21 protein-coding genes and 1 tRNA gene are annotated in these 24211 nt (G+C 34.1%); 11 read left to right on the top strand and 11 right to left on the bottom strand.

What is annotated here, in order from left to right; all coding sequences use genetic code 11:
* Positions 1-5: 5 nt before the first annotated feature.
* Genes IPO86_14185 through IPO86_14205 form a run of 5 tightly spaced genes read right to left on the bottom strand, consistent with a single transcriptional unit; the run spans position 6 to position 5279 of the window.
* Positions 6-1457: a UDP-N-acetylmuramoyl-L-alanyl-D-glutamate--2,6-diaminopimelate ligase gene (locus IPO86_14185; GenBank protein MBK9729253.1), complete on the bottom strand. Its 1452-nt coding sequence runs from the start codon at positions 1455-1457 to the stop codon at positions 6-8.
* 24 nt (positions 1458-1481) lie between these two features.
* A complete protein-coding gene (locus tag IPO86_14190; protein MBK9729254.1) occupies positions 1482-3593 on the bottom strand; it encodes a transpeptidase family protein in 2112 nt (703 codons plus the stop codon).
* A complete protein-coding gene (locus IPO86_14195) occupies positions 3593-3922 on the bottom strand; it encodes a hypothetical protein (protein ID MBK9729255.1) in 330 nt (109 codons plus the stop codon). The genes IPO86_14190 and IPO86_14195 overlap by 1 nt, the downstream gene beginning before the upstream one ends.
* 6 nt (positions 3923-3928) lie before the next feature.
* Positions 3929-4837, bottom strand: a complete 909-nt coding sequence (rsmH, locus tag IPO86_14200) for a 16S rRNA (cytosine(1402)-N(4))-methyltransferase RsmH (GenBank protein ID MBK9729256.1) — start codon at positions 4835-4837, stop codon at positions 3929-3931.
* A complete protein-coding gene (locus tag IPO86_14205) occupies positions 4830-5279 on the bottom strand; it encodes a division/cell wall cluster transcriptional repressor MraZ (GenBank protein ID MBK9729257.1) in 450 nt (149 codons plus the stop codon). Before IPO86_14205 ends, rsmH begins: the two co-directional genes overlap by 8 nt.
* A 643-nt stretch (positions 5280-5922) precedes the next feature.
* On the opposite strand from IPO86_14205, the gene IPO86_14210 reads away from it, so the two are divergent.
* The 3 genes from IPO86_14210 to IPO86_14220 are packed head-to-tail and all read left to right on the top strand — an operon-like array spanning position 5923 to position 10038.
* Positions 5923-8658 carry a 2-oxoglutarate dehydrogenase E1 component gene (locus tag IPO86_14210; GenBank protein ID MBK9729258.1) on the top strand — a complete coding sequence of 912 codons (2736 nt, stop codon included), beginning with the start codon at positions 5923-5925 and terminating at the stop codon, positions 8656-8658.
* 7 nt (positions 8659-8665) lie between these two features.
* Positions 8666-9379 (top strand): 16S rRNA (uracil(1498)-N(3))-methyltransferase, encoded by a 714-nt coding sequence (locus tag IPO86_14215; protein MBK9729259.1) that lies wholly within the window; start codon positions 8666-8668, stop codon positions 9377-9379.
* Entirely contained in the window at positions 9376-10038 is a 663-nt protein-coding gene (locus IPO86_14220) for a DUF4159 domain-containing protein (GenBank protein ID MBK9729260.1), read from the top strand. Before IPO86_14215 ends, IPO86_14220 begins: the two co-directional genes overlap by 4 nt.
* Positions 10039-10088: 50 nt before the next feature.
* On the opposite strand, the gene IPO86_14225 is transcribed toward IPO86_14220, so the two are convergent.
* Positions 10089-10598, bottom strand: a complete 510-nt coding sequence (locus IPO86_14225; protein ID MBK9729261.1) for a hypothetical protein — start codon at positions 10596-10598, stop codon at positions 10089-10091.
* Between the two features lie 211 nt (positions 10599-10809).
* On the opposite strand from IPO86_14225, the gene IPO86_14230 reads away from it, so the two are divergent.
* On the top strand, positions 10810-11457 hold the full coding sequence (locus IPO86_14230; GenBank protein MBK9729262.1) for a DedA family protein: 648 nt from the start codon (positions 10810-10812) through the stop codon (positions 11455-11457).
* A 1-nt stretch (position 11458) separates the two neighbouring features.
* Entirely contained in the window at positions 11459-12871 is a 1413-nt protein-coding gene (locus IPO86_14235) for a cation:dicarboxylase symporter family transporter (GenBank protein ID MBK9729263.1), read from the top strand.
* Between the two features lie 24 nt (positions 12872-12895).
* Here IPO86_14235 and IPO86_14240 read toward each other — a convergent pair whose 3' ends face one another.
* The gene (locus IPO86_14240; GenBank protein ID MBK9729264.1) at positions 12896-14125 is read right to left on the bottom strand and encodes a metal-dependent hydrolase; all 1230 of its coding nucleotides are present in this window, start codon (positions 14123-14125) and stop codon (positions 12896-12898) included.
* An 83-nt stretch (positions 14126-14208) separates the two neighbouring features.
* Positions 14209-15027, bottom strand: coding sequence for a class I SAM-dependent methyltransferase (locus tag IPO86_14245; protein ID MBK9729265.1), 819 nt, complete (start codon positions 15025-15027; stop codon positions 14209-14211).
* A gap of 36 nt (positions 15028-15063) precedes the next feature.
* On the opposite strand from IPO86_14245, the gene IPO86_14250 reads away from it, so the two are divergent.
* Positions 15064-15384 carry a DUF3467 domain-containing protein gene (locus IPO86_14250; GenBank protein ID MBK9729266.1) on the top strand — a complete coding sequence of 107 codons (321 nt, stop codon included), beginning with the start codon at positions 15064-15066 and terminating at the stop codon, positions 15382-15384.
* A gap of 76 nt (positions 15385-15460) precedes the next feature.
* Here IPO86_14250 and ruvB read toward each other — a convergent pair whose 3' ends face one another.
* On the bottom strand, positions 15461-16489 hold the full coding sequence (gene ruvB, locus IPO86_14255) for a Holliday junction branch migration DNA helicase RuvB (GenBank protein MBK9729267.1): 1029 nt from the start codon (positions 16487-16489) through the stop codon (positions 15461-15463).
* A gap of 188 nt (positions 16490-16677) precedes the next feature.
* Here ruvB and icd point away from each other — a divergent pair, with 188 nt between their 5' ends.
* Entirely contained in the window at positions 16678-17895 is a 1218-nt protein-coding gene (gene icd / locus IPO86_14260; protein ID MBK9729268.1) for an NADP-dependent isocitrate dehydrogenase, read from the top strand.
* Positions 17896-18477: 582 nt separating this feature from the next.
* Here the strand turns inward: icd and IPO86_14265 are convergent.
* Positions 18478-18942 (bottom strand): DUF1573 domain-containing protein, encoded by a 465-nt coding sequence (locus IPO86_14265; protein MBK9729269.1) that lies wholly within the window; start codon positions 18940-18942, stop codon positions 18478-18480.
* Between the two features lie 339 nt (positions 18943-19281).
* Between IPO86_14265 and IPO86_14270 the strand changes: the two genes are divergently transcribed.
* Complete coding sequence (locus IPO86_14270; GenBank protein ID MBK9729270.1) at positions 19282-21675, top strand: transketolase; 2394 nt, start codon at positions 19282-19284, stop codon at positions 21673-21675.
* Positions 21676-21795: 120 nt separating this feature from the next.
* Positions 21796-22527, top strand: a complete 732-nt coding sequence (locus IPO86_14275) for a polyprenol monophosphomannose synthase (GenBank protein ID MBK9729271.1) — start codon at positions 21796-21798, stop codon at positions 22525-22527.
* 46 nt (positions 22528-22573) lie between these two features.
* Here the strand turns inward: IPO86_14275 and IPO86_14280 are convergent, their stop codons facing one another.
* The gene (locus IPO86_14280) at positions 22574-23194 is read right to left on the bottom strand and encodes a ribonuclease H family protein (protein ID MBK9729272.1); all 621 of its coding nucleotides are present in this window, start codon (positions 23192-23194) and stop codon (positions 22574-22576) included.
* Between the two features lie 10 nt (positions 23195-23204).
* Here IPO86_14280 and IPO86_14285 point away from each other — a divergent pair, with 10 nt between their 5' ends.
* Both IPO86_14285 and IPO86_14290 read left to right on the top strand, forming a co-directional pair.
* On the top strand, positions 23205-23984 hold the full coding sequence (locus tag IPO86_14285) for a TatD family hydrolase (GenBank protein MBK9729273.1): 780 nt from the start codon (positions 23205-23207) through the stop codon (positions 23982-23984).
* An 86-nt stretch (positions 23985-24070) separates the two neighbouring features.
* A tRNA-Ser gene (locus IPO86_14290) sits at positions 24071-24158 on the top strand.
* Positions 24159-24211 lie beyond the last annotated feature (53 nt).

A 24211-nucleotide genomic window follows, 5' to 3' on the forward strand; every position in this document is an offset into this window, starting at 1 on the left:
TTCTTTTATAAGTTTAACAAATATGTTTTCAAATTTTCCAGATCGTCAAATGGCAACTTCTGCCCTTTGATCTCTTGATACTTTTCATGTCCTTTTCCTGCTATCAAAACAATGTCATTATTTCCTGATATCATGCAAGCGGACTTTATTGCTTGAGCTCGATCTTCAATAACAATGCAATCTATTTTCTTCGATTCCAATATACCCTTTTCAATATCTTTAAGAATTTGAAAAGGATCTTCACTTCTTGGATTATCGGAAGTTAAAACAATTCGATCACTCAATCGAGAAGCAATCTGACCCATTTCTGGTCTTTTCGTCTTGTCTCTATCGCCTCCACATCCAATGACTGTTATAATTTTTTGTTCCTTGCTTTTAATTTCTATAATATTCTTTAGAATTTTCTCTAATGCATCTGGTGTATGTGCAAAATCTACAATTCCAATTTTCCCATTTTCTTCATTGCGAATCCAATCAAATCTTCCTTTTGGAGGAAGCAACGTGGACATAATTTTTAGAACTTCATCTTCCTTATATCCCATTAATATTGAACAACCATAAACAGCAGCTAAATTATATGCATTAAATGAACCAATTAATCGCGAAAACCATTCTGTATTTCCAAATTTTAAATGTAATCCTGAAAAACTATTCTCCAAAATCCGAGCTCTAAAAACTGCCATATTATGCAATGCATATGTCTGCACTTTTGCCTTTGTATTCTGCACCATAATGCTTGCATTCACATCATCCCCATTTACAAGCGCAAAGGCCTTTTTATCTAAGGTATCAAAAAAATATTTTTTTGCTTCAATATATGCTTTAAATGTTTTATGATAATCCAAATGATCATGCGTAATATTTGTAAAGATGGCTCCTGTAAAGTTCAATCCACCAATCCGTTTTTGATCTAATGCATGAGAACTCACCTCCATAAATACATGGCTACAATTATTTTTTTGCATTTGATACAATAAATCGTACAGTGCAATCTGATCTGGTGTTGTATGGGTTGCTGGTATCACTTTATCAGCAATCCGATTCTCAACAGTCGAGATTAATCCACACTTGTAACCTAATAATCCAAACAGTTGATATAACAAAGTCACGATGGTTGTTTTGCCATTCGTACCGGTTACTCCAATGAGGATCAGATTTGTTAAATCATAATTATAAAATGCATTTAATATATCACCAAGTTGTCTTGAAATAGAATCACACTTTACAAATGTGACTTGTTCCGGACAATGCAATGGAAATTTTTCACAAAAAACCAACTCGCATCCATGGTTAATAGCATCTGCAATGAAATCATGACCGTCTAAATACGTGCCCTTCTTAGCAACAAATGCAATTTCGCTTCCTACATTTTTGGAATTAAAACTAAATCCATTCACGTTTTTTTCTACAGAACCTTTAATTTCAAATTCTGCATTAAACGGTAGAAAATTACCCAAACTTTTCAAAGAACATTTTTTTAATTATTCTAAATATAATTCTATCACACGATTCTGAATAGCCGAACCCGGACTTATACTTTGTGATCTTATTTTTCCCTTCCCGTGTGGAATTAATTGGACACCATAGATATCCATGATATACATGGCGTCGCGCAAACCCATTCCTATCAAATCTGGCATTCGTTGCGAATTAAACTCCCACGATCTTGAATACACTCCATCTTCTCCTGCTATTGTTGAAATCCATTTTGAAGATTCCAAATTATTTATAGGTAAACCTATATGTTTGAATACTTTTTCAAAGTCTAAGGCAAACCCTTTATTTCCAATCGGAAGTGCTTCACTTCCCAAAATCGATTTAGGATCTCGGTTAATAACAGCAACTTTCGAAAATTCTGAACGCATACATCGATCTGCTATTTTTTTAAAAACAGGCGCGGCTACTTCTCCACCATAAAATCCAGATTCCTGAGGATTGTAAACAACTACAATACATGAATATTTTGGATCATCTGCAGGAAAAAAACCAGCAAAAGAAGATTGATAATTTTTCTTTTCAAAGCCTTTCTCAAAATAATTGCTAACTGCAGTCCCTGTTTTACCAGCTATAGAATAAACTTCACTTTTGATGTTTTTGGCCGTCCCTATCTCTACCACTTCTTTCAACAATGCTTTTACTTTTACAAGCGTGGCATCAGATGCAATTGAATCTCTTAATACTTTTGGTTCAATATGTTTTACAATTTTTCGTCCATCAAGTATATCGCTTACTAAGTAAGGTTTCATCACTCTTCCATGATTCGCAACCCCATTGTAGAAAGTTAATACTTGCAAAGGCGTTAATTGCAACTCATATCCAACAGACATCCAGGGCAAGGTAGTTCCATACCAAATATTTTTATTCTTAACCGGATGTTTAATCATGGGTTGTGGTTCCCCTTCTAATTCAATTCCGGTTTTCTGATTTAATCCAAACTTCTGCAAATACTCAATAAATTTTAATGCATTTGAATTAAAAACATGAGATGCCAATTTTGAAATTCCAACATTTGAGGATTGAATAAAAGAATAACTTAAATCGGACATTCCGATGCCATGCAGCTTAGAATCTTTCATGATTCTGTCATAAAATTTACAAGCACCACCATTTAAATCAACTGCAGTTGTGGTATCTATTTTACCATCTTCAAGCATCGCTAACAAACTCGCTAATTTAAATGTAGATCCTGGCTCACTTGATTTCGCAATCGCAAAATTATAGGTTTCAATCAATTCCTGATTTTCATTCCAAGATAAATTAGCAATAGCCTTGATGGCTCCGGTAGCAACTTCCATTACGATTGCACAACCTTCTTCCGCCTGATGTTTTGTTATTGACTCAGCAAGTGTAAGTTCTGCAATTTCCTGAATTCCAGGATTAATTGTAGTGATGATATCACTCCCTTTTTTCGCAACAATTTCTTCCAAACCATTTACTGGGATATAAACATTTGCACCTACTTTACGCATAACACGGTGCCCTTCTCTACCTTTTAAATATGCATCGAAAGACTTTTCCAAACCAATTGGTTCCGCATTTTCGCGATCCAAACCTACCGTTCTGCTTGCAAAATTTTTGTATGGTTTTTCCCTTCTGTTTTCAGTAATTGTAATCATTCCTCCTTTATTAGCACCTAATCTAAAAAGTGGAAAAGATTTTAGTAACTGGAGTTGATCATAATTAAGATTTTTTGCAATAAATGCATACCTATCTGATCTTTCCCTGGCTTGAGTCAATTGATTCTTAACTTCATTTTTTGATTTGCCAGGATACAAATGTGTAGATATACAAAATGCTAATGAATCTACATTTTTATTAAACAAAGCCTGTGTTAACCCAGCTGCTTTTGTATCCATTCTGATTTCAAAGATCGGTTGGGAAGTCGCTAAAGGACTTCCATCATCAGCAAGTATTTTTCCACGCTCGGCCTTAATATCCATTACGTTGAAATATAATTCTCTGCTTTTTTTTCTCCATATTTCACCTTCCATCACATTGATGATAAAGGCTTTGCAGATAAGAATCCCAGCTACGAGTGTGAAAACACCCATTACAATGTAGACTCGTATTAAAAATTCTTTCCGCCTATCCATTAATTTTTTTGCCCTTGTTGTATCAAAACTTTAGGAGCTTCCTCCTTTATTATTAATTCTTTTTCTGAAACTTTTTTTCCTACTTGTTCTTCCATTCCATTATAAATCATTCCAGATTTCATTGTCCAGTAATTCCACTTCAAATGCGTGATTTCCTTTTCAATAATTTGCGTCTTGCGAATTCTATATTCTGAATACTGAACATTTCCAATATATACTAACATTAATGAAAACAAAAAAACCAAATACATTTTATTCTTCCAGACAATCATAGCACTTACAGAAGAATACTTCTTGTTTTCATTCTTTGTATGTCTGCTATAATCCATTCCTTTTTATTGTTTTACTCCAATTCGCATTTTCGCAGAACGCGCACGGGAGTTTAATATGAGTTCATTTTCATCTGGCAAAATTGCTTGTTTGTACAAAGATTTAAAGGGTATCTCGGAATTCTGCATTCCTTCTAAATGAAGTTCTGGAGATCCTGTTTTAAACCATTGCTTCACTTTGCGGTCTTCTAGAGAATGATAACTAATTACAACCATTCGCCCACCAGTTTTCAGTAATTCCGAACCCTGTTTCAACAAATCCTGCAATGAATCAATTTCTCTATTGACTTCAATTCTAAAAGCTTGAAACAATTGTGCAAGAAACTTTACTTTTTTACCGTAGGCAAACATTTCTGCCCAATTTGCAAATTCCTTACAAGAATTAAAAGATTTCTTATTTCGGTCTTTCACTAATTGCTTTGCAATAATTCTTGCATTCGTTAATTCACCAAATGTTTTTATTAAAAATTCCAGTTGTTGCTCTGAATATTGCATCAATACATTTTTTGCAGTTAATGTTTGATTCGTATTCATTCGCATATCTAAAGGCTTATCTGAAAATATAGAAAAACCCCGACTGGTTTCATCAATATGGTGCGATGACAATCCTAAATCCGCAAGAATTCCATCCAATTTTTCAATTTTATAATATTCCATATACTTCTTTAAGTATCGGAAATCTGAAAAAATAATTTCAAATCGTTCATCCTTCGGAATATGATTCAAAACATTTTGATCTTTATCAAATGCAAAAAGTTTTCCGTGATTGCTAATTTTTGATAAAATCTCTTTGCTATGTCCACCTCCTCCAAATGTCACATCTACATAAACTCCATTCGGATCTGTAATCAAATTTTCAACAGATGCTTTTAACAGCACTGGAATATGATGATACGTATTCAAATGCTCAGACATCTTTATGTCCAAAAACTTCTTCTGCAAGTAATCCAAAGTTTTCAGGCTCTTGTTCTACCATTAATAAATATTGCTCCTTAGACCACAATTCAACATGTTGATGATACGCAAGCAATACTACATCGTGAACAATTCCTGCGTGCTCCTGTAGCAATTTAGGAATCAAAATACGCCCGGAGGCATCTGAAACCAATTGCGTAGCACCTCTGTAGAAATACCTTACAAACTCTCTATTCTTTCTAATATATTGATTGAGTTGATTGACTTCCTTCGTCTTTTCTACCCAGACGGATTCCGGGTAAAGGAGTAAACACTTCTCAAATCCTCGGTTAACCACGAGCTTTAATGCACCTTCGCCTAGTTGCGAGCTAAGACCAGAAGGCAGGCGAAGCCTGTTCTTGTCGTCTAATCTCACTTCGTACTCACCAGTTAGATTGTACATTTTTTTGCTCAGTTGGTTTCCTTGGGACAAATGTAAATACTATTTCCACATTTTCCCACTTTTTGCCACAAAAAAATTAATTTTTTTTTTAATATACATCAAGCTGATAATCAGCCAATAAGCCTACTTATTTCAAAATACTTGATTTTCAATGAGTTAGATAGAATATAATCATTATATATAGATTACTATGATAGTAGTTCTTATACATTAGTATTAATCAAATATATAATGTTTTTATTCCTTGCACTCAATAAATATCAAAAAAACATATATATTATATCACAGGATGATCGGATTTCTTAGTAACGACAGCCTTGCTGTACTTAAATATCAGGTATTTTGAAACCTGAAGGAGTCGCTTAATCAAAGAACGATGACCAGGCTTCAGAATCACTTTCCAATATTTCGCTGTCTACCAAAACAACAAATTGGAATTTCGTCCCAGAATATGCTTGTGAATATTATCAACCAAGCCATTTATCCCCTATAATTTCAGAATCCCTTCATCAAATTTTAGAAACTCCCTAATCTAATAAAGAGAGAAACATCAAGGACTTATGACAAAAATGGCTAAATCCAAGTTCAATAGATTAAATCGGAAGTCTTTAACTTTGCCTTCGCTTTGTTGTTATTTAATGCTATGAAAGATTACTCCTTTATATATAATGCGAATCCTTCCTATTTAGAGGCTTTATACGCTAACTACCAAAAAGACCCAGGTTTAGTAGATCCAAGTTGGATAGATTTCTTTAAAGGTTATGATTTTGCGCAATCTTCAAGTAACGGAAATAAACTAAATCAAGCAGATTTAAATCACCAGGACTTAGCATTGGAATTTTCTGCTTTTCAACTTATCCAAGCATATCGTGCAAGAGCGCATTTACTTTCAGACACAAACCCTATTCGGAAAAGAAGGGATCGAATTGCAAAACTAGATCTTTCTGATTTTCAAATTGCCCAAATAGATTTAAGCAGACCATTATCTGCGGGCAGTGAAATTGGTTTACCGAATGCAACTATGGAACAAATTGTTTCTAAGTTAAAGAAAATTTATTGTGGTAAAATAGGATTTGAATTTACACATATTGAATCTCATGAAAAGAGAGTATGGATTACTGAAAAAATTGAGTCCAGAATTTTAGATGAAGATTATGGATTGGAAATCGGTTCAAAAAAAAGAATTCTACATAAATTAAACGGATCTGTAATTTTTGAAAAATTCTTACATACAAAATATGTTGGGCAAAAGCGTTTTTCGCTGGAAGGAGGTGAAAGCACAATACCTGCTTTAGATGCAATTATTAATGTTGGTGCTAAACTCGGTGCAGAAGAGGTGATCCTTGGAATGGCCCATCGTGGCAGATTAAATGTATTAGCAAATATTATTGGAAAAACATATGAGCAAATATTTAATGAATTTGAAGGTACCGCAATCCCTGACCTAAGTTTTGGTAGCGGGGATGTAAAATATCATTTAGGATTTGCCTCCCAAATAAAAACAATAGATGGCAAAGACATGCATTTAAAATTAGCGCCGAACCCCTCTCATTTGGAAGCAGTAGATCCTGTTGTGTGTGGTTTAGCCAGAGCAAAAGCAGATTTACTATATGATTCCAATTATACTAAAATATTACCCATTCTTATTCATGGGGATTCTGCTATTGCTGGACAAGGTGTTGTTTACGAGACCCTTCAAATGTCGCAACTGGAGGGCTATTACACAGGTGGCACCATTCATTTTATAATAAATAATCAAATTGGATTTACAACCGATTTTGAAGATGCTCGTTCCTCAACCTATTGTACTTCCGTAGCAAGTACTATTCAAGCACCCGTTTTACATGTAAATGGTGATGACCCTGAAGCGGTTGTGTATGCTGCCACATTCGCAACGGAATACCGCCAAAAATTTAATAGTGACATTTTTATAGATATGGTTTGCTATCGGCGTCATGGTCATAATGAAGGTGATGATCCGAAATTTACACAACCTGAAATGTATGAAATCATTAGTAAGCATCCGAATGTACGTGAATTGTATATTAATGTATTAGAACGCAGAGGGGATGTTCAAGCGCAATTAGCAGAAGTAATGGAAAAAGAATTTTGGGATTTATTGCAAGAGCGTTTGAATCTTGTTAAAGAAAACCCACTTCCATATGCTTATCAAGAACCTGAACTTGCATGGAAAAGTTTAAAAAAATTTACAGTCGATGAAGATTTTGATTCAAGTCCTGATACCGGGATCCCTGAAAATGAACTTAAACAATTATTAAAAAAACTCCTTACCATTCCTGAAAATTTCTCTGCACTTCCCAAAATAAAACGATTATTTAAATCATGGGAAGATTTAATAAAAACCCATTCAGCGGACTGGGCTTTAGCAGAGTTATTAGCGTATGCGAGTATCCTCACCGATGGAAAAAATGTAAGAATGAGTGGTCAGGATGTAAAACGGGGTACATTTTCACACCGCCATGCAGTCCTATTTGAAGAGAAAACCAACGCCTCTTATAACCGGCTTTCACAGCTGCATGAAACGCAAGGAAAATTCTTAATATACAATTCCTTGCTTTCTGAATTTGGTGTACTAGGTTTTGAATATGGCTATTCGCTAGCTTCTCCCAATCATCTCGTACTTTGGGAGGCTCAATTTGGTGATTTTTCAAATGGCGCTCAAGTTATCATTGATCAATTTATTTCAACTGCTCAAAGCAAATGGAACCGAATGAGTGGGATTGTATTACTCTTGCCACATGGATATGATGGTCAAGGACCAGAACATTCTTCCGCAAGATTAGAACGCTTTTTGCAATCCTGCGCTGAGCGAAATATGGTGATTGCAAATGTTAGCACGCCATCCAATTTTTTTCATTTAATCCGCAGACAACTTTCTCGCGATTTCAGAACACCCCTCATTGTTATGGCTCCAAAATCATTATTAAGACATCCAAAATGTGTTTCTAATTTGTTTGAATTTTATCCTGGAAATCATTTTAAGGAACTTATTGAAGATCCGATTCTTGATCCTCACTTAATTACTGAAATTATTTTTTGCAGTGGCCAGATTTATTATGATATAAAATTGAAACAAGAGCAAATTCAATCAAAAAATAAAGCAATAATAAGAATTGAACAATTATACCCATTCCCGACAAAACAAATTGAAAAAATGCTACTTAAATTTCCAAACGCTAAAACAAGCTGGGTTCAAGAAGAACCCTTAAATATGGGTGCTGCTAGTTTCATTAAACTCCATTGGAATTGGAATGCTATTCAAATAATTGCCAGACCAGCAAGTGCTTCAACTGCCGTTGGATTTAAGAAAATACATGACCGCCAACTTCAGGACATTCTAGAAACAGCTTTTAATTAATATAAAAATGGAATTATTTATTGGCCATAAAATCAATGTAAAGCAATTTTGTTTAACACAAGATGAATTTCACCATTGTATTCGGGTCACACGACATAAAATCGGGGATGCCATTCTCGTAACTGAATTTAATGGAATCATTTTTAATGCAAAAATTATACAAATAAATATCCAGGAAGCAATATTAGAAATAAATGGGATCTTTCGGGAAGAAAATTTGCACACCACCAAAATCAGTATCGCTATTAGTCCGACACAACACATGGATCGCTTTGAATGGTTTATAGAAAAAGCAGTTGAAAATGGTGTTCATGAAATTATTCCGCTACATTGCAAACGAACTGAAAATATAAAAATTAAAACAGATCGATTACTAAAGATTATCACAGCATCTGCTAAACAAACACTCCGTCCATGGATTCCCAGGATGCAAAGTCTATGCGCTTTTGAAAATCTTTTCAATACCTATGATCTGCAGAGCCAAAAATTTATTGGGCATTGCCAGGATGGACTTGAAGGCTATTTAGGAAAGCTTTATTCGCCTGCTGCTAATGTTTTAATTTTAATTGGTCCAGCCGGAGATTTTACAACCGATGAAATTAAATTTGCAATTTCAAATAAATGCATTCCTGTATCTTTAGGAGACTATAGACTTCGCACAGAAACCGCCGGTTTAACGGCTTTACAAATTTTACAAACCATTCGACATCTTCAACTATGAAATATTATTATTTACTAATTCTGACTCTTTCAACGATTCTATTTTCATTTATAGAACCAACAAGTTTACCTATGAAGCTGGCATTATTAAAATATAATGGCGGAGGTGATTGGTATGCGAATCCAACGTCATTATTAAATCTTGCCAAATTTTGTAACAAAGAAATGCATACAAATTTTGATATTAACTATGCAACGGTTGAAGTGGGAAGTGCTGAACTATTTAATTACCCATTTATCCATATGACTGGGCATGGAAATGTTGTTTTTAGTGATTTTGAAGCCCAAAATTTAAGAACCTATTTATTAGCTGGTGGATTTTTACATATTGATGATAATTATGGTATGGATCCTTTTGTCAGACCTAGTATGAAAAAAGTATTTCCAGAATTGGATTTCATTGAATTACCTTTTACGCATCCTATCTTTAAACAAAAATATAATTTCCCAAATGGCTTACCAAAAATTCATGAACATGATAAAAAGCCTGCTCAAGGATTTGGACTAATTTATCAAGGACGCCTCCTTTGTTTTTATAGTTTTGAATGCGATCTTGGTGATGGATGGGAAGACCGTGAAGTACATAAAGATCCTGAAGAAACGAGAATGCAGGCCTTAAAAATGGGCGCTAATCTAATCTCCTATGTTTTTTTAAATTGAATAAATAATATACGATAGTTTAAATTTGCAAACCTATTTTTCAATTTAATTTAAAGATCATTTTTATTATCCTTTCGAATCGTAATCGTTTCAGCTGATAACAATTGCCATTTCGTATCTATCATTTGGTAGCATTGCACTAAATATAATCCAGGACTATTATACCGCATACTCATAGACGGGGATGTCATTCTATGTTTGTTACCATTTCCAAAATCAATCATATAGATCTTGATTTCATCAAATTTTAAATTTGTAATTCGAGTTACATCGCCTACAAACATAGTACCTTGTACCAAGATATTTTCTTCTTGAAATTGATAGTTTACTTTTTGCAACTTTTCTTCTGCTTCTGAATTATTGGATGCATTCATTTCAAAGGTTGGTTGAATATAGGATGCGTTATCATCCTTAATCGGATCTTGTATCGACTTTCCTAAAACAAGATAACTACCTGCTAAACCAATTATAGCAATCAATAATGCTAACAACAAATCCTTAGATCGCTCCGTAAGAACTCCTTTCTTTAGATCTTTAAATGTTTGAACAGCTTGTTCCATGTCTTTCTTTTTGGATTCTGCAAATTTAAGACAATAATATTAATATTTTACTTAATTATATGATTTACAATAATTTATAAATATCAATTTTAACTCATTTGTATTCAATATATTATACTATTTTGCAAATTATATATACTTTTTACAAATGTTTATGAACTCGTCATGACAGTCCGATTTGTAAGTATCTTTGTCCGCTTAAATAGTATAAATGGATTGGATTAATCAGATTATAGATTTTATTTTACATATAGATAGTCATTTAATAGAGCTTGTAGAGAACTATGGTATTTATATATACATTATTTTATTTTTAATATTATTTTGTGAAACCGGATTAGTAATTGCGCCGTTTCTTCCGGGCGATTCCTTATTATTTGCGGCAGGAGCTCTTGCAACGAGTGGGAATATGAATCTTACATTATTATGTTTTATTTGTCTACTTGGAGCGATTCTGGGAAATCAATTAAATTTTACTATTGGAAAATATTTTGGTCCTAAAATTTTTGAAAAAGATCGCAAGTATATAAAGAAAGAATATCTTCACAAAACACAAGCATTTTATAATAAACATGGTGGGAAAGCTTTAATTATAGGAAGATATCTCCCATTTATCAGAACATTTGTTCCATTTGTGGCAGGGATCGGTCAAATGGATTCCTATAAATTTACTTTTTATAATTTTTTAGGTGCCTTCTTATGGATAATTCCGGTAGTTGGTATTGGTTACTTATTCGGAAATATTCCAGCTGTTAAAGAAAATTTTTCTATTGTTATTTTAGGAATTTTAATAGTAAGCATTTTGCCAATGATCATAGGTGTTTTTTCTGCTTGGTCACATTCGTCCAAATCAAAATAATATGAATTCTTTTCTAAAAAAAAATAGAAAAATCTGGCTCCTTATTGCAGGCATAATGGCCTTGGTTAGTTGTATTCCTGCTTTAGGAATCATAAGCCTGGAAGACACTACTTCAGGAGGACTTCGTTGGATCGGTTTAATTTCATTAATTCTATTCGGTATACAACAGCGAAGTTTGACAGCTTGGATTTTCATAGCTATGCTAATAGGTGCAGAAGTTGGATACGATTTTCCAATTATTGCTAAAGAACTTAATATATTTAGTAAGATCTTCATTAAATTAATAAAATGCATTATTGCACCTTTATTGTTTGGAACCTTAATCATAGGGATTGCAGGCCATTCAAATATGAAGCAAGTTGGTCGATTGGGTTTAAAATCATTAGTGTATTTTGAAATTGTAACCACCATTGCATTGTTAATTGGGTTGGTAGCTATTAACTTTAGTAAAGCAGGTGTTGGTATTCGCCCAATAAATTCTCCAGAAACAATTCCTGAAGTAGCAAAAGCTCAAGGTTGGAAAGATATAATTTTACACACAATACCAGAAAATTTTATTAAATCAATTGCAGAAGGTCAAGTTTTACAAATTGTTGTTTTTTGTGTACTCTTTGCAATTGCTTTATTGATGATAAGTCATGAAAAGCGAAAACCTATATTAGTATTTGCAGAATCTTTATCTGCTGTTATGTTTAAGTTTACTGACATTGTAATGTATTTTGCACCATTTGCAGTTGCCGGAGCTATCGCTTACACAATTTCAAATATGGGTATTGAAGTGCTGCATAATTTATTATTACTATTAGCTACGTTGTATGCATCTCTGATTGTTTTTGTTTTTGCTGTATTATTACCTATCGCACTACTTTTTAAAATTCCGATAAAAAGATTTTTATCTCATGCCGCACAGCCGGTTACTATAGCCTTTGGCACCGCTAGTTCTGAAGCTGCTCTTCCGGTTGCAATGGAAAATATGGAACGTTTTGGAGTGTCTAGAGAAGTAGTCGCATTTGTTTTGCCAACAGGACTCAGTTTTAATCTTGATGGTACCACTTTATATTTATCAATGGCCACAATATTTGTTGCGCAGGCTGCAGGTATTGAATTGAGCATCGGACAACAAATTATTATGATGTTAACGCTGATGTTGACAAGTAAAGGTGTTGCTGGTGTTGCTCGTGCTTCTTTAGTGATCCTTGCTGGCATGGCTTCTTCATTTGGTTTACCAGATTGGCCAATTGCTGCAATTCTTGGAATTGATGCCTTGATGGATATGGGTAGAACAGCTGTAAATACACTTGGAAATTGCCTTGCAACCGCTGTTGTTGGAAAGTGGGATAATGAATTAACCATTCCAAAAAAAGAAGATCAATGGATTGAAGTAGATCACGTTATTGAAGAAACTAAGAAATGATTTCGATTTTAAAAATCGTACCATTTAATGATTAACAACTCCAAAGATTCGTTTTACAAACCATTCAATATCCTCCCCTCTGTTTTCTGGCGATGCTTGATGTTCTTGCATTTCCAGAATGCCATTTTGTTCCTTTAAGTCGAATTTAAAAATATGATTTTTGTCGCTTTCCATGTTTCCGTTAACAGAACCAAATCGAAGATCTGAATATAAATAGCATCCTTCACCTTTATCAATAACGCTATAATAACCATTACTAAACCAAGGCAAAACTTGCTTTGTTTCCTGTCCTTGAAACGAATTTAATAAGTGATGATTTCCACGAATACTGGCTAAATTTTTAAAGACTGGTTCTGCATCCATAATGGAATAATATCCATAGACATAATTGCTATCTTGTTTTGCGATTCCATACCAAAGTAAATTATTTAAAATAGTTGGAACGGTAATGTATGATTGGAATGTGATATTCTCTTTTTGCAAACTTTTTTCAAATATTGTATCAATATTTTTTTTATTAATAAAAGTCAAGATCAAATACATACTACTTATTGCAAGCCCTAAATAAGTATACATTCTCCTTTTAGAATTTATCCGTGGAAGCATCGCTGCACCCAAAATAAATAAAGCAAACGGAATGGTGTACAAAGGATCCGCAATTGCAATAGACGAAATGGAAACCCTGGTATTAGAAAATGGCCAATATAACCTGGTACCAAATGTTGTAAGCGTATCAAGTACCAAATGAAATGTTGCTGAAACAAAAAATAAAATAATCCATTCTTTTATAGACGCTATTTCAAAATGTGTTTCGTTTTGAAATATTTGTTTGTACCGTATGTAAAAAAAATAAATACCAATGGCCAATAATATTAATATAGTCAACCAAGGAAAACTACTTGTTAGCAAGCCTGCAAGTAAACTTAAAATCGTTGCAGCAGCAATATATAATATCACACCAATCGTAAAACCCGTAATTCTCCATGCAAGCTTTTGATGCCATTCTTTATGATATAGGTATTTTAATAATGGAGCGAGTAAAAAAGGAATCAAACAAACGAAAAGTAAAGAATGCATAGGACCTCTATGAAATGCTAGCGAACTCAAAGGGTCCATAATAAATGTTGCTAATACGTCAAAATCTGGTATGCTACCACCAATGCCACCCCAGATCATTGCACGATTACCCAGTTTTTTACCCAACACTACTTCTCCACAAGCAGCACCTAATACAATATGTGTAATTGAATCCATAGTAAGAATCTTATAACAACAGCAAGGAGCCTATAAAGTTGGATTTCATTTTAAACCAAATTTAAAAACTACTTTAATTGCATTTACTTAATTTTAGTTGCTTTAATTAAATAAATATGTGGAATTTTAAGTGCTTCATTCCCAAACTGATATCGATTTACTTCTATTTGTTTCATCCCAGGAAAACAATTATAGGGTGAAAAATCAAACTCTTTAAATACCGTCAATTGCAATCCATGATTTAATAAACTGTTGATTATTTCATCTAATGAATGGGACCAAAAATGAGAAACTATTTGTTTTTCATGAGTCGGATCCGCATAGGTGCCGCTTTCAACTTCAGTAAATGGATTTCCTGTATTAAAATAAGGATAAGAGAGCTGGTTTGTATTAAAATCAAACATATAGAGTGTTGGATGAAAATCGGCTATATAGAATTCACCATTTTTTCGCAATGAATCTGCAATTACTTTTGCCCATAGATCCAAATCCGGTAACCAACAAATAGTGCCATAACTCGTAAATACACTATCAAATAAGCCCAAACCCAAATCCAATGTATCATACACATTGGATTCATAAAATGTTGCATTTAGAGAACATAACTCATTGAGTTTCCGAGCTTCCTGAATAGCCGCATTTGAAAAATCAATTCCAACACAATCAGCACCTAACCGACTTATAGATAAGGTATCCATACCAAAATGACATTGCAGGTGCAATACTCTTTTCCCCGAAACAATTCCAAGGTATTTCTGTTCTATTTCTGTTAATGCAGATTCACCTTTTAAAAAGGCATCTACATTATAAAATTCCGATTTTAAATGAACGGGAACCCGGTCATTCCAGGATTCCATATTTTGTTCAAAATAATTGGAAAGTGAAAGCTTCTCGGTAGACATAAATGAATTCATTAAATTTGCATAAAATTAAAAAACATGAGCGATCAAAACGCAAATAACCAAAATCAATTAAATATTGAATTAACCGAAGATATTGCAGAAGGCGTTTATTCAAATCTTGCAATTATATCGCATTCGCATTCAGAATTTGTAGTCGACTTTATAAGACTTATGCCAAATGTTCCTAAAGCAAAGGTAAAATCCCGGATAGTCCTCACTCCACAGCATGCTAAACGATTACTTAAAGCCTTGAGTGAAAACCTCTTAAAATATGAAAATCAATATGGTATTATTCAGGATCCAGAACCCCAAATGATGCCTCCAATGGCCTTTAATACACCTACTGCACAAGCTTAGCAGGCATCCTTTCAAAAGCCTAAAATTAGCTATTCATAATTTAAACTAGATTAGTCTTTTAAACTTTTAAAAACCACTAAAATAAAAATGTTTGGGATGGACTAGAACCCGCTAGGCCTAAATGTTGATATGCTTTTTGAGTTGCAATTCTTCCACGTGATGTTCTTTGAATAAATCCTTCCATAATTAAAAAGGGTTCATGTACTTCTTCAATTGTACCTGCTTCTTCACCAACTGCAGTTGCAATCGTGGTAAGTCCAACGGGGCCACCTGCAAATTTTTCAATAATTGTGCTGAGGATTTTGTTATCCATTTCATCTAAGCCCAAACTATCTACATTTAAAGCATTTAAGCCATATTCAGCAATTTCAAGTGTAATTTTACCGGAACCTTTAATTTGAGCAAAATCTCTGATTCTTCGAAGTAATGCATTTGCAATTCTAGGTGTGCCCCGACTTCGTTTTGCAATTTCACTGATACCTTCCACTTTCACTTCAATCCCTAAAATTTCTGCAGATCTTGTTAAAATTTTCTCTAATGTAGCTTGATTGTAATAATCTAAATGACTCGTTATACTAAATCGCGACCGCAGCGGTGAAGTTAATAAACCTACCCGCGTAGTTGCTCCTATTAAAGTAAACGGGTTGACGGTGATTTGAATAGATCTTGCATTGGGACCAGAATCGATTAATATATCAATCCGATAATCTTCCATTGCGGAATACAGATATTCTTCCACAACTGTATTCAGTCGATGAATTTCGTCAATAAACAACACATCACCCGATTGTAAATTGGTCAACAAACCTGCTAAGTCGCCCGGTTTTTCTAAAACAGGACCGGATGTCATTTTGAGCTCCGATCCTAATTCGTTGGCTATAATATAGGATAGGGTAGTTTTTCCCAAACCAGGAGGTCCATGAAGCAGGACATGATCTAAAGCTTCCCCACGCAATTTGGCAGCAGCAATAAAGACTTTAAGATTTTCTACCACGTGTTCTTGACCTGAAAAGTGCTGCAATTCTTTTGGCCTTAAGGCTTTATCTAATTGCTTTTCTTCCGGGTTCAATCGTTGATTTTCGCCATCCAGTATGGGATTTCGCATAAATTGTAATTATATTTAGCTGATGGTCAACAAAAGTACTGCTTTCAAAATAAGTCTGCCCAATTTTAAAAATTCGATCCGAAGTCAAGCAAGAATTAAATAATATCTTAATGATTGCAATCCCGATGGAATCAGCACTTTGATTCTTTACATTTGCAGACTTTTAAATATTTAAAATTTTAATTCGAATGGCAGCACAAAAAATAACTTGTAGAGATGGTAAATTAACAGTTCCGGATCATGTAATCATACCATTTATTGAAGGCGATGGTACGGGTGCAGATATCTGGGCAGCTTCTGTTAAGGTTTTGGATGCTGCAATAGAAAAAGCCTATAAGGGTGTCCGTAAAATAGAATGGTTGGAAGTATTGGCTGGTGAAAAAGCATTTAACCAAACTCAAAATTGGCTGCCTCAAGAAACTTTAGATCAGATTCATACGTGTTTGGTTGCAATAAAAGGTCCTTTAACGACTCCTGTCGGTGGTGGTATCCGGTCTTTAAATGTTGCATTGCGTCAACAACTTGACTTATATGCTTGTATTCGTCCGGTTCGATATTTCGAAGGTGTACCTTCTCCAGTTAAAGAACCTGAAAAAGTTGACATGACAATATTCAGAGAAAATACGGAAGATATTTATGCTGGTATTGAATTTCAAGCTGGGACACCAGACGCCTTAAAATTTAAAAATTGGTTACAAACAGAATTTCCAGACCGATATAAAAAAGTGCGTTTTCCTGAAACTACTGGTTTTGGAATTAAACCTGTTTCTAAAGAAGGAACGGAAAGATTGGTCAGAGCAGCCATTCAATTCGCAATTGAAGAAAATAAAAAATCACTAACCATTGTCCATAAAGGTAATATTATGAAGTTCACTGAAGGGAGCTTTATGGAATGGGCATATGAATTGGCTAAAAATGAATTTGGTGGTCAATTACTAGATGGTGGACCCTGGTTAAAATTAGAAAATGGTTTAATAATAAAAGACGTAATTGCGGATGCATTTCTACAGCAAATACTATTACGTCCAGCTGAATATGATGTGATTGCTACCTTAAATTTAAATGGTGATTATATTTCAGATGCATTAGCTGCACAGGTTGGCGGAATTGGAATTGCGCCGGGTGCCAATATTAATTATATAAGCGGGCATGCTATTTTTGAAGCAACCCATGGAACAGCCCCTAAATATGCTGGATTAGATAAGGTAAACCCAAGTTCGGTCATATTATCTGGCGTCATGATGTTTGATTATTTGGGTTGGAAAGAAGCTTCAAATCTTATTGTAAAAGGTTTAGAAAAAGCGATTCATTCTAAACGAGTTACCTATGATTTTCATCGATTAATGGAAGGTGCCACCTTATTAAAATGTAGTGAATTTGGCGAAGAAATCATAGCAAATATGTAATCCTTTACTTACGCTGTTTTTTCTACAATTTATTTACTTATTGGAGTCTTTCCCAATACTCAGGGTTATTCTAAATAGTCGGTATATAAAACATACAGGTTCTAAATTTTATCGAATAAAAATTGTCGACAGAATCAAACATCTCATTTTTTAGAGCCCGGAATATTTCGGATCTCATTTAAATTTGGAGACAAAAAATACCATGGATTCTATAGTATAACCTTAGAATTTGATTTGAATTTTTAGCATAAAGACTTCTTGTAAGGTTGGCACATTCAAATTAAATCGCCTCCATGCAGCCCTCGCGGGCTTACAGTTTTGTTCAATAGGAGTGTTTTAACTTACTTACATAGCTTCCACTCGGCATCTACTGTATTTAGCCAGTTTCCTAGATTAATATTGCGACAATTCAATGCTTACTCCCCTATTTATAAAACTGATTTGATATTTCTTTCATTGAATAGAATAGGTATCTTGAAAATCCTGTCTAAATCAGTTCCAAAATTTGCTTTAAGCTTAAGCACAAAAAAAAAGTCCCACAGAAATTATCTGTGAGACTCCTTTATCTTATTTTATTAGGTATTAACTTTTTGGAGTTAAAACATTGCCTTCATTCTTAGGTAATGTCTGCTCTTCATCGGCAGAAATATTACCTTTAATAGTAACTCTGGTTTCTTCTTCACTTTCATTCGTAGAAACACTAACCGTTTTGTTGATAGGTCCTACGCGTTGCGTGTCATAGCGAATTTCGATTACACCTTTTTCACCTGGCATAATTGGATCTTTTGGCCAAGTAGGCACTGTACAACCACAGCTACCACGAGCACTTTTAATAACTAACGGCTCTGTACCAGTGTTTGTAAAGATGGCTTTACGAAGCGGGTCTGCACCTTTTTTAATTTCGCCATAATCAATTACAGTGGCTTCCCACTCAAGGTGTGGACCACCTGTCTTAGCTGGGGTGGAGTTTGAGGCTGGTGCAGCAGTTTGAGCAACTGCATATCCAACACAGAAAACCATCACAATGAGAGATAAAATGTTTTTCATGTATTTAAATTTTTTAATTTAGTATAACAAATGTAACGTAAACAACTCCTAAGTTAGTTACAAAAATAATAAAATTGTATGTTAACCCCGTGTTAAATATAAATTATACAATTTTATCATATATGCAAATAACAGTAAATCAATTAGTAAACTTAAACTTAACAATCTGTTTTCAAGCATTTTTATCCGTATTAAAAACGAAATTTCAGATTTTTTTAACAATAATTTAGAATTTCCTTTTTAATTAAATTCAAATAAAAAAACAGAAGGAATGTTTTAGGTATCAAATTATTCAAATAATAAGAATCTTAATAATAAGCTATTTTTGTACCTGAAACAATGTCTATGCATATATATGAACCCATTAATGACCTCTTAAGTTCCATCAAAGGAAAGTATGCTGATTATAAAAAGGAGGTTATAAAGGACTACTGGATCTGTTTGGTAAGTAGGGAATGTTCCATATTAGGACGTAAAGAAGTTTTAACTGGCAAGGCTAAATTTGGAATTCTCGGTGATGGTAAGGAAGTCCCTCAGGTTGCAATGGCCAGGGCTTTCAAAAAAGGTGATTTTAGATCCGGGTATTATCGAGACCAAACTTTTATGATGGCATTAGGGATTTGTTCGGTTAAAGAATACTTTGCTCAACTTTATGCGGATGCTAAAAATGATCCTTTTAGCAAAGGCCGTCAAATGAATGCGCATTTTGCGACCCCTTTTATAGATGTATTTGGTGAATGGTTTGATCTAACAAAAGTCTTTAATGTATCCGCTGACATTTCAAGTACAGCAGGTCAGATGGCTCGGGCACTTGGATTAGCTCTGGCTTCTAAGTATTATCGAAAGCTTACACCAGATTTAGAATTTTCTAAGTTTTCGAATTCAGGAAATGAAGTTTCATTTTGTACCATTGGCGATGCATCAACATCTGAAGGTGTTTTTTGGGAAACTTTAAATGCAGCAGGTGTAATGCAAGTTCCTTTAGCTGTTTCTGTTTGGGATGATGGTTATGGAATTTCTGTTCCCATTGAGTTACAAACAGTAAAACAAAGTATTTCAGAAGCTTTATCGGGTTTTGAAGCCAATCAAAATAAAGCCGGAATTAAAATATTTAAAGCCAAAGCATGGAATTATCCTGAGTTGGTAACGGTCTATAAAGAAGGAATTGATCTTGTAAGAAATCAGCATATACCAGCTTTATTTCACATCCAAGAAGTTACACAACCTCAAGGACATTCTACCTCTGGATCTCATGAACGATATAAGTCTAAATCCCGAATGGAATGGGAAGAACGATTTGATTGTATTAAAATAATGACAGATTGGTTAGTATCGAATGATATTTTAGATAAGCCCCAAATTGATTTAATGGTGGAATTAGCAAAACATCATGTAAAAGAAGAAAAACAAAAAGCTTGGAATGACAATTTAAATCCAATTCTTGAAAAAAAATTAGCTTTAAAAGAATTGTTTGAAGCCAATCAAGATGAACAAGAATTGCATTTTTTACAATCGCTGAAGGAACCTGGATTACAAGAACTTGTAGAACGTGTGAGAACTATAATTTTTGATCCATCAAAAAAATATTCAAAAGAAGAACTTAAATCCTGGCTTGAAGTACAACTTCGAGAAGCAGATGCTATTTATCACAATCATCTTTATTCTGAAACTCAATATTCAGCAATCCAAGTACAAGAAATACCTGCCGTTTATTCAGAATTTTCGAAAGAGTTGAATGGATATCAGATTTTAAATTTATTTTTTGATCAGGCAATTCAAAAGGATCCAAGAATTATTGCATTTGGTGAGGATGTTGGAAAAATTGGAGATGTAAATCAAGGATTTGCAGGATTGCAAGAAAAGCATGGAGAACACAGAATTTTTGACACTGGAATTCGCGAATGGACGATCATTGGGCAGGCCATTGGATGTGGCATGCGTGGACTTCGGCCGATCGCAGAAATTCAATATTTAGATTATATCGTCTATGCTTTATCACCATTAATGGATGATTTAGCAACGCTTCGATATCGCACTGCAGGGCAACAAGCTGCAAATGTAATTATCCGTACCCGAGGTCACAGGTTAGAAGGTATTTGGCATTCCGGTTCTCCCATTGGCATGTTAATTAATTCGTTACGAGGAATTTATATTTGTGTTCCCAGAAATATGACGCAAGCTGCGGGTATGTATAATACTTTATTAAAGGGGGATGATCCAGGTTTGATTATTGAATGTTTAAATGGTTACCGACTCAAAGAGTTCGTACCAGACAATCTTTCTGAATTTACGGTTCCATTGGGTATCGTTCAAAAATTAAACACTGGAAATGACCTAACGATTGTTAGTTATGGATCCTGTATTCGGGTAGCGCAAAAGGCAATAGAAAAACTAAATCAATTGGGGATTGAGATTGAATTAATAGATATCCAAACAATCCTACCATTTGATAGAACCCATGAAATTTCAAATTCATTAAAGAAAACGAACAAATTACTCATTCTTGATGAAGATGTACCGGGTGGAGCAAGTGCTTTTATATTGCAACAAATTTTAGAAGTACAAAGTGGCTTCCAATATTTGGATAGTCCACCCATAACTTTAACAGCCAAAGAACACCGTTCCCCCTATGGAAGTGCAGGAGATTATTTTACAAAACCCGGAGTTGAAGATGTTATTGAAACGGTTCTTAAAATAATGCATGAATATGACCCTACCAAATATCGTTTCTAATTGTAAAAAAAACGTTTGAAAGTTGTTACCTTTTTTTTTAACTACAAAATAGTGCATCAAATTAAGCTTATACCATAATTCATTCTTTTAACAGATTCACAAAATAAAATAAAATAAGAATTGGGAAGATTACTCGTCATAATTCCGACATACAATGAAATAGAAAACATTGATGCAATCATTTCAAAAGTACTCTCATTAACTATCGATGTACATATCTTAATTGTTGATGATGGTTCACCTGATGGCACGGGGAATGCAGTAAAAACAAAACAACTGGAATTTCCTGAAAAAATTCACCTCCTGGAACGCGCAAAAAAATCAGGTCTAGGGACCGCCTATATTGCAGGTTTCAAATGGGCTTTAGAGCATGACTATACCTGTGTTGCAGAGATGGATGCAGATTTTTCACACCCTCCTGAAAAATTAATTGAAATGTATCAAACCTGTTCAAATAAAATTGCAGATGTAGCTATTGGATCCCGATACATAAAAGGAGGTGGTGTTGTAAATTGGCCCATGATCCGGTTATTGTTATCGAGAGGTGCCTCCATATACGTGCAGTTAATCACGGGTATGGGTATAAAAGATCCTACTGCTGGTTTTGTCTGTTACAATCGAAAGGTATTGGAAAATTTAAATTTAGATCATATTATTTTTACCGGATATGCATTTCAAATCGAAATGAAATATGCAGTTTATTTATTGGGTTATAAAATGAAAGAAATTCCAATTCTTTTTCCAGATCGCGTCAAAGGAAAATCTAAAATGAATATTTATATTGTTAAAGAAGCATTAACCGGTGTTTTAAAAATGCGCTTTGGAAGATCAAAAAAAGATTACATCCATTAAATATAAACAGTCCTATTTAGCCAAATCTGATTACCTAAAGGAAGCTTTACTTTCTTCCAAAATCTGCAGGAATTTCACCCCAATTTTCGGTATCCCATTTAATAATTGGATTTTCAAATGAATTCTTATTCAACCATAAAATGGCTCGCTCCATTAAGGCTTGCAGCGGTTTGTTTTGTGCGGTAAACTGCAACTTCGAATTTGGTTTTTTAAGTTTAATCCAATTAATCGCTATTTTAGAATCTGAATATATAGCCGTTTTAGGTTTGTGATTCTTTTGCAATAATGCTAATGCATGCACGAGTGCTAAAAATTCTCCAACATTGTTTGTACCATAACTCAACGGACCAACATGAAATAACTGTTTACCTGAAAAAGGGTCTACACCCCGATACTCCAAATCTCCAGGATTACCACTACATGCAGCATCTACTGCAATACTGCCAATCGGAACACTATTTTTCCAATCAAATTTAGATTTTTGCTTCCGTTTGATACTATCATCATAGCTAGCATAATAAGCATCTTCTGCCTCTGCTTTACTAGAAAATGCTTTATATTTGGCATTTGGAAAAGCTTTAACTTGCGACAGACATTCTGCCCAAGAATTATAAATTCCTGGATTATTTCCCTGCCATACAACATAAAATTTTTGAGTTTTAGACATGTAATTATATATGAACTTTATTGATACCCATGCACATTTGTATTTACCAGAATTTGATACCGATAGAGATCAAATAATTGAACGCGCTTTAGAGTCAAATGTAAATAAAATAATATTACCAAATATTGATCAAAAAACTTTAGCCAATGTGATTTCGATGTCTACCAGGTATCCTGGAATTTGTTTTCCAAGTTTCGGATTACATCCTTGTGATGCAAAGTCAGATTTTGAGTCGATTTTAGCTGCGATGGAAATACATCTTTCAGATACACAATTTGTTGCTATTGGTGAAACGGGGACTGATGCCTATTGGGATACCAGCTTCTGGAATGAACAAGTCAAGGCCTTTTCGATCCAACTTGAATGGGCAAAAAATAGTAATCGTCCGATTATTATTCATTCCCGTGAAACCATCCCTCAAAATATCGAATTTGTAAGAAATCACCAGAATGGCAACTTAAGAGGAGTATTCCATTGTTTTACCGGAACATATGAAGAAGCTCAACAAATCATTGATCTTGGTTTCCTTTTAGGGATTGGAGGCGTACTTACTTATAAAACATCCGAGCTTAAATCGGTTTTGCCAAAATTGTCATTAAAACATTTAATTTTAGAAACCGATGCTCCCTTTTTAACACCCGTGCCATATCGAGGAAAGCGTAACGAATCCTCCTATATTCCACTAATAGCTCAAAAACTATCTGAAATTTTGGAAATTTCTATTGAAGATATAGCCCAGCAAACGAGTGCTAATGCCAATAGCCTGTTTAAAATTGACCAAATTGATTAGTTTTGCAGTCCCATTAGAAATTAAAAGATTAATTCTTCTAAACATTGGATCGTTTATTATTAGAATTTGTCTTTAATTTTTAGAAAGGAAGGTTGCAAGAGCGGTTTAATTGGCACGCCTGGAAAGTGTGTGTACTCCAAAAGGGTACCCAGGGTTCGAATCCCTGACCTTCCGCAATAATGTATCCAGTATTTTAAACTGTTACAAAATTAAAGTTCGAATGCTGA

This window comes from Saprospiraceae bacterium (assembly GCA_016717265.1).
In the GTDB taxonomy this organism is placed as follows: domain Bacteria; phylum Bacteroidota; class Bacteroidia; order Chitinophagales; family Saprospiraceae; genus Vicinibacter.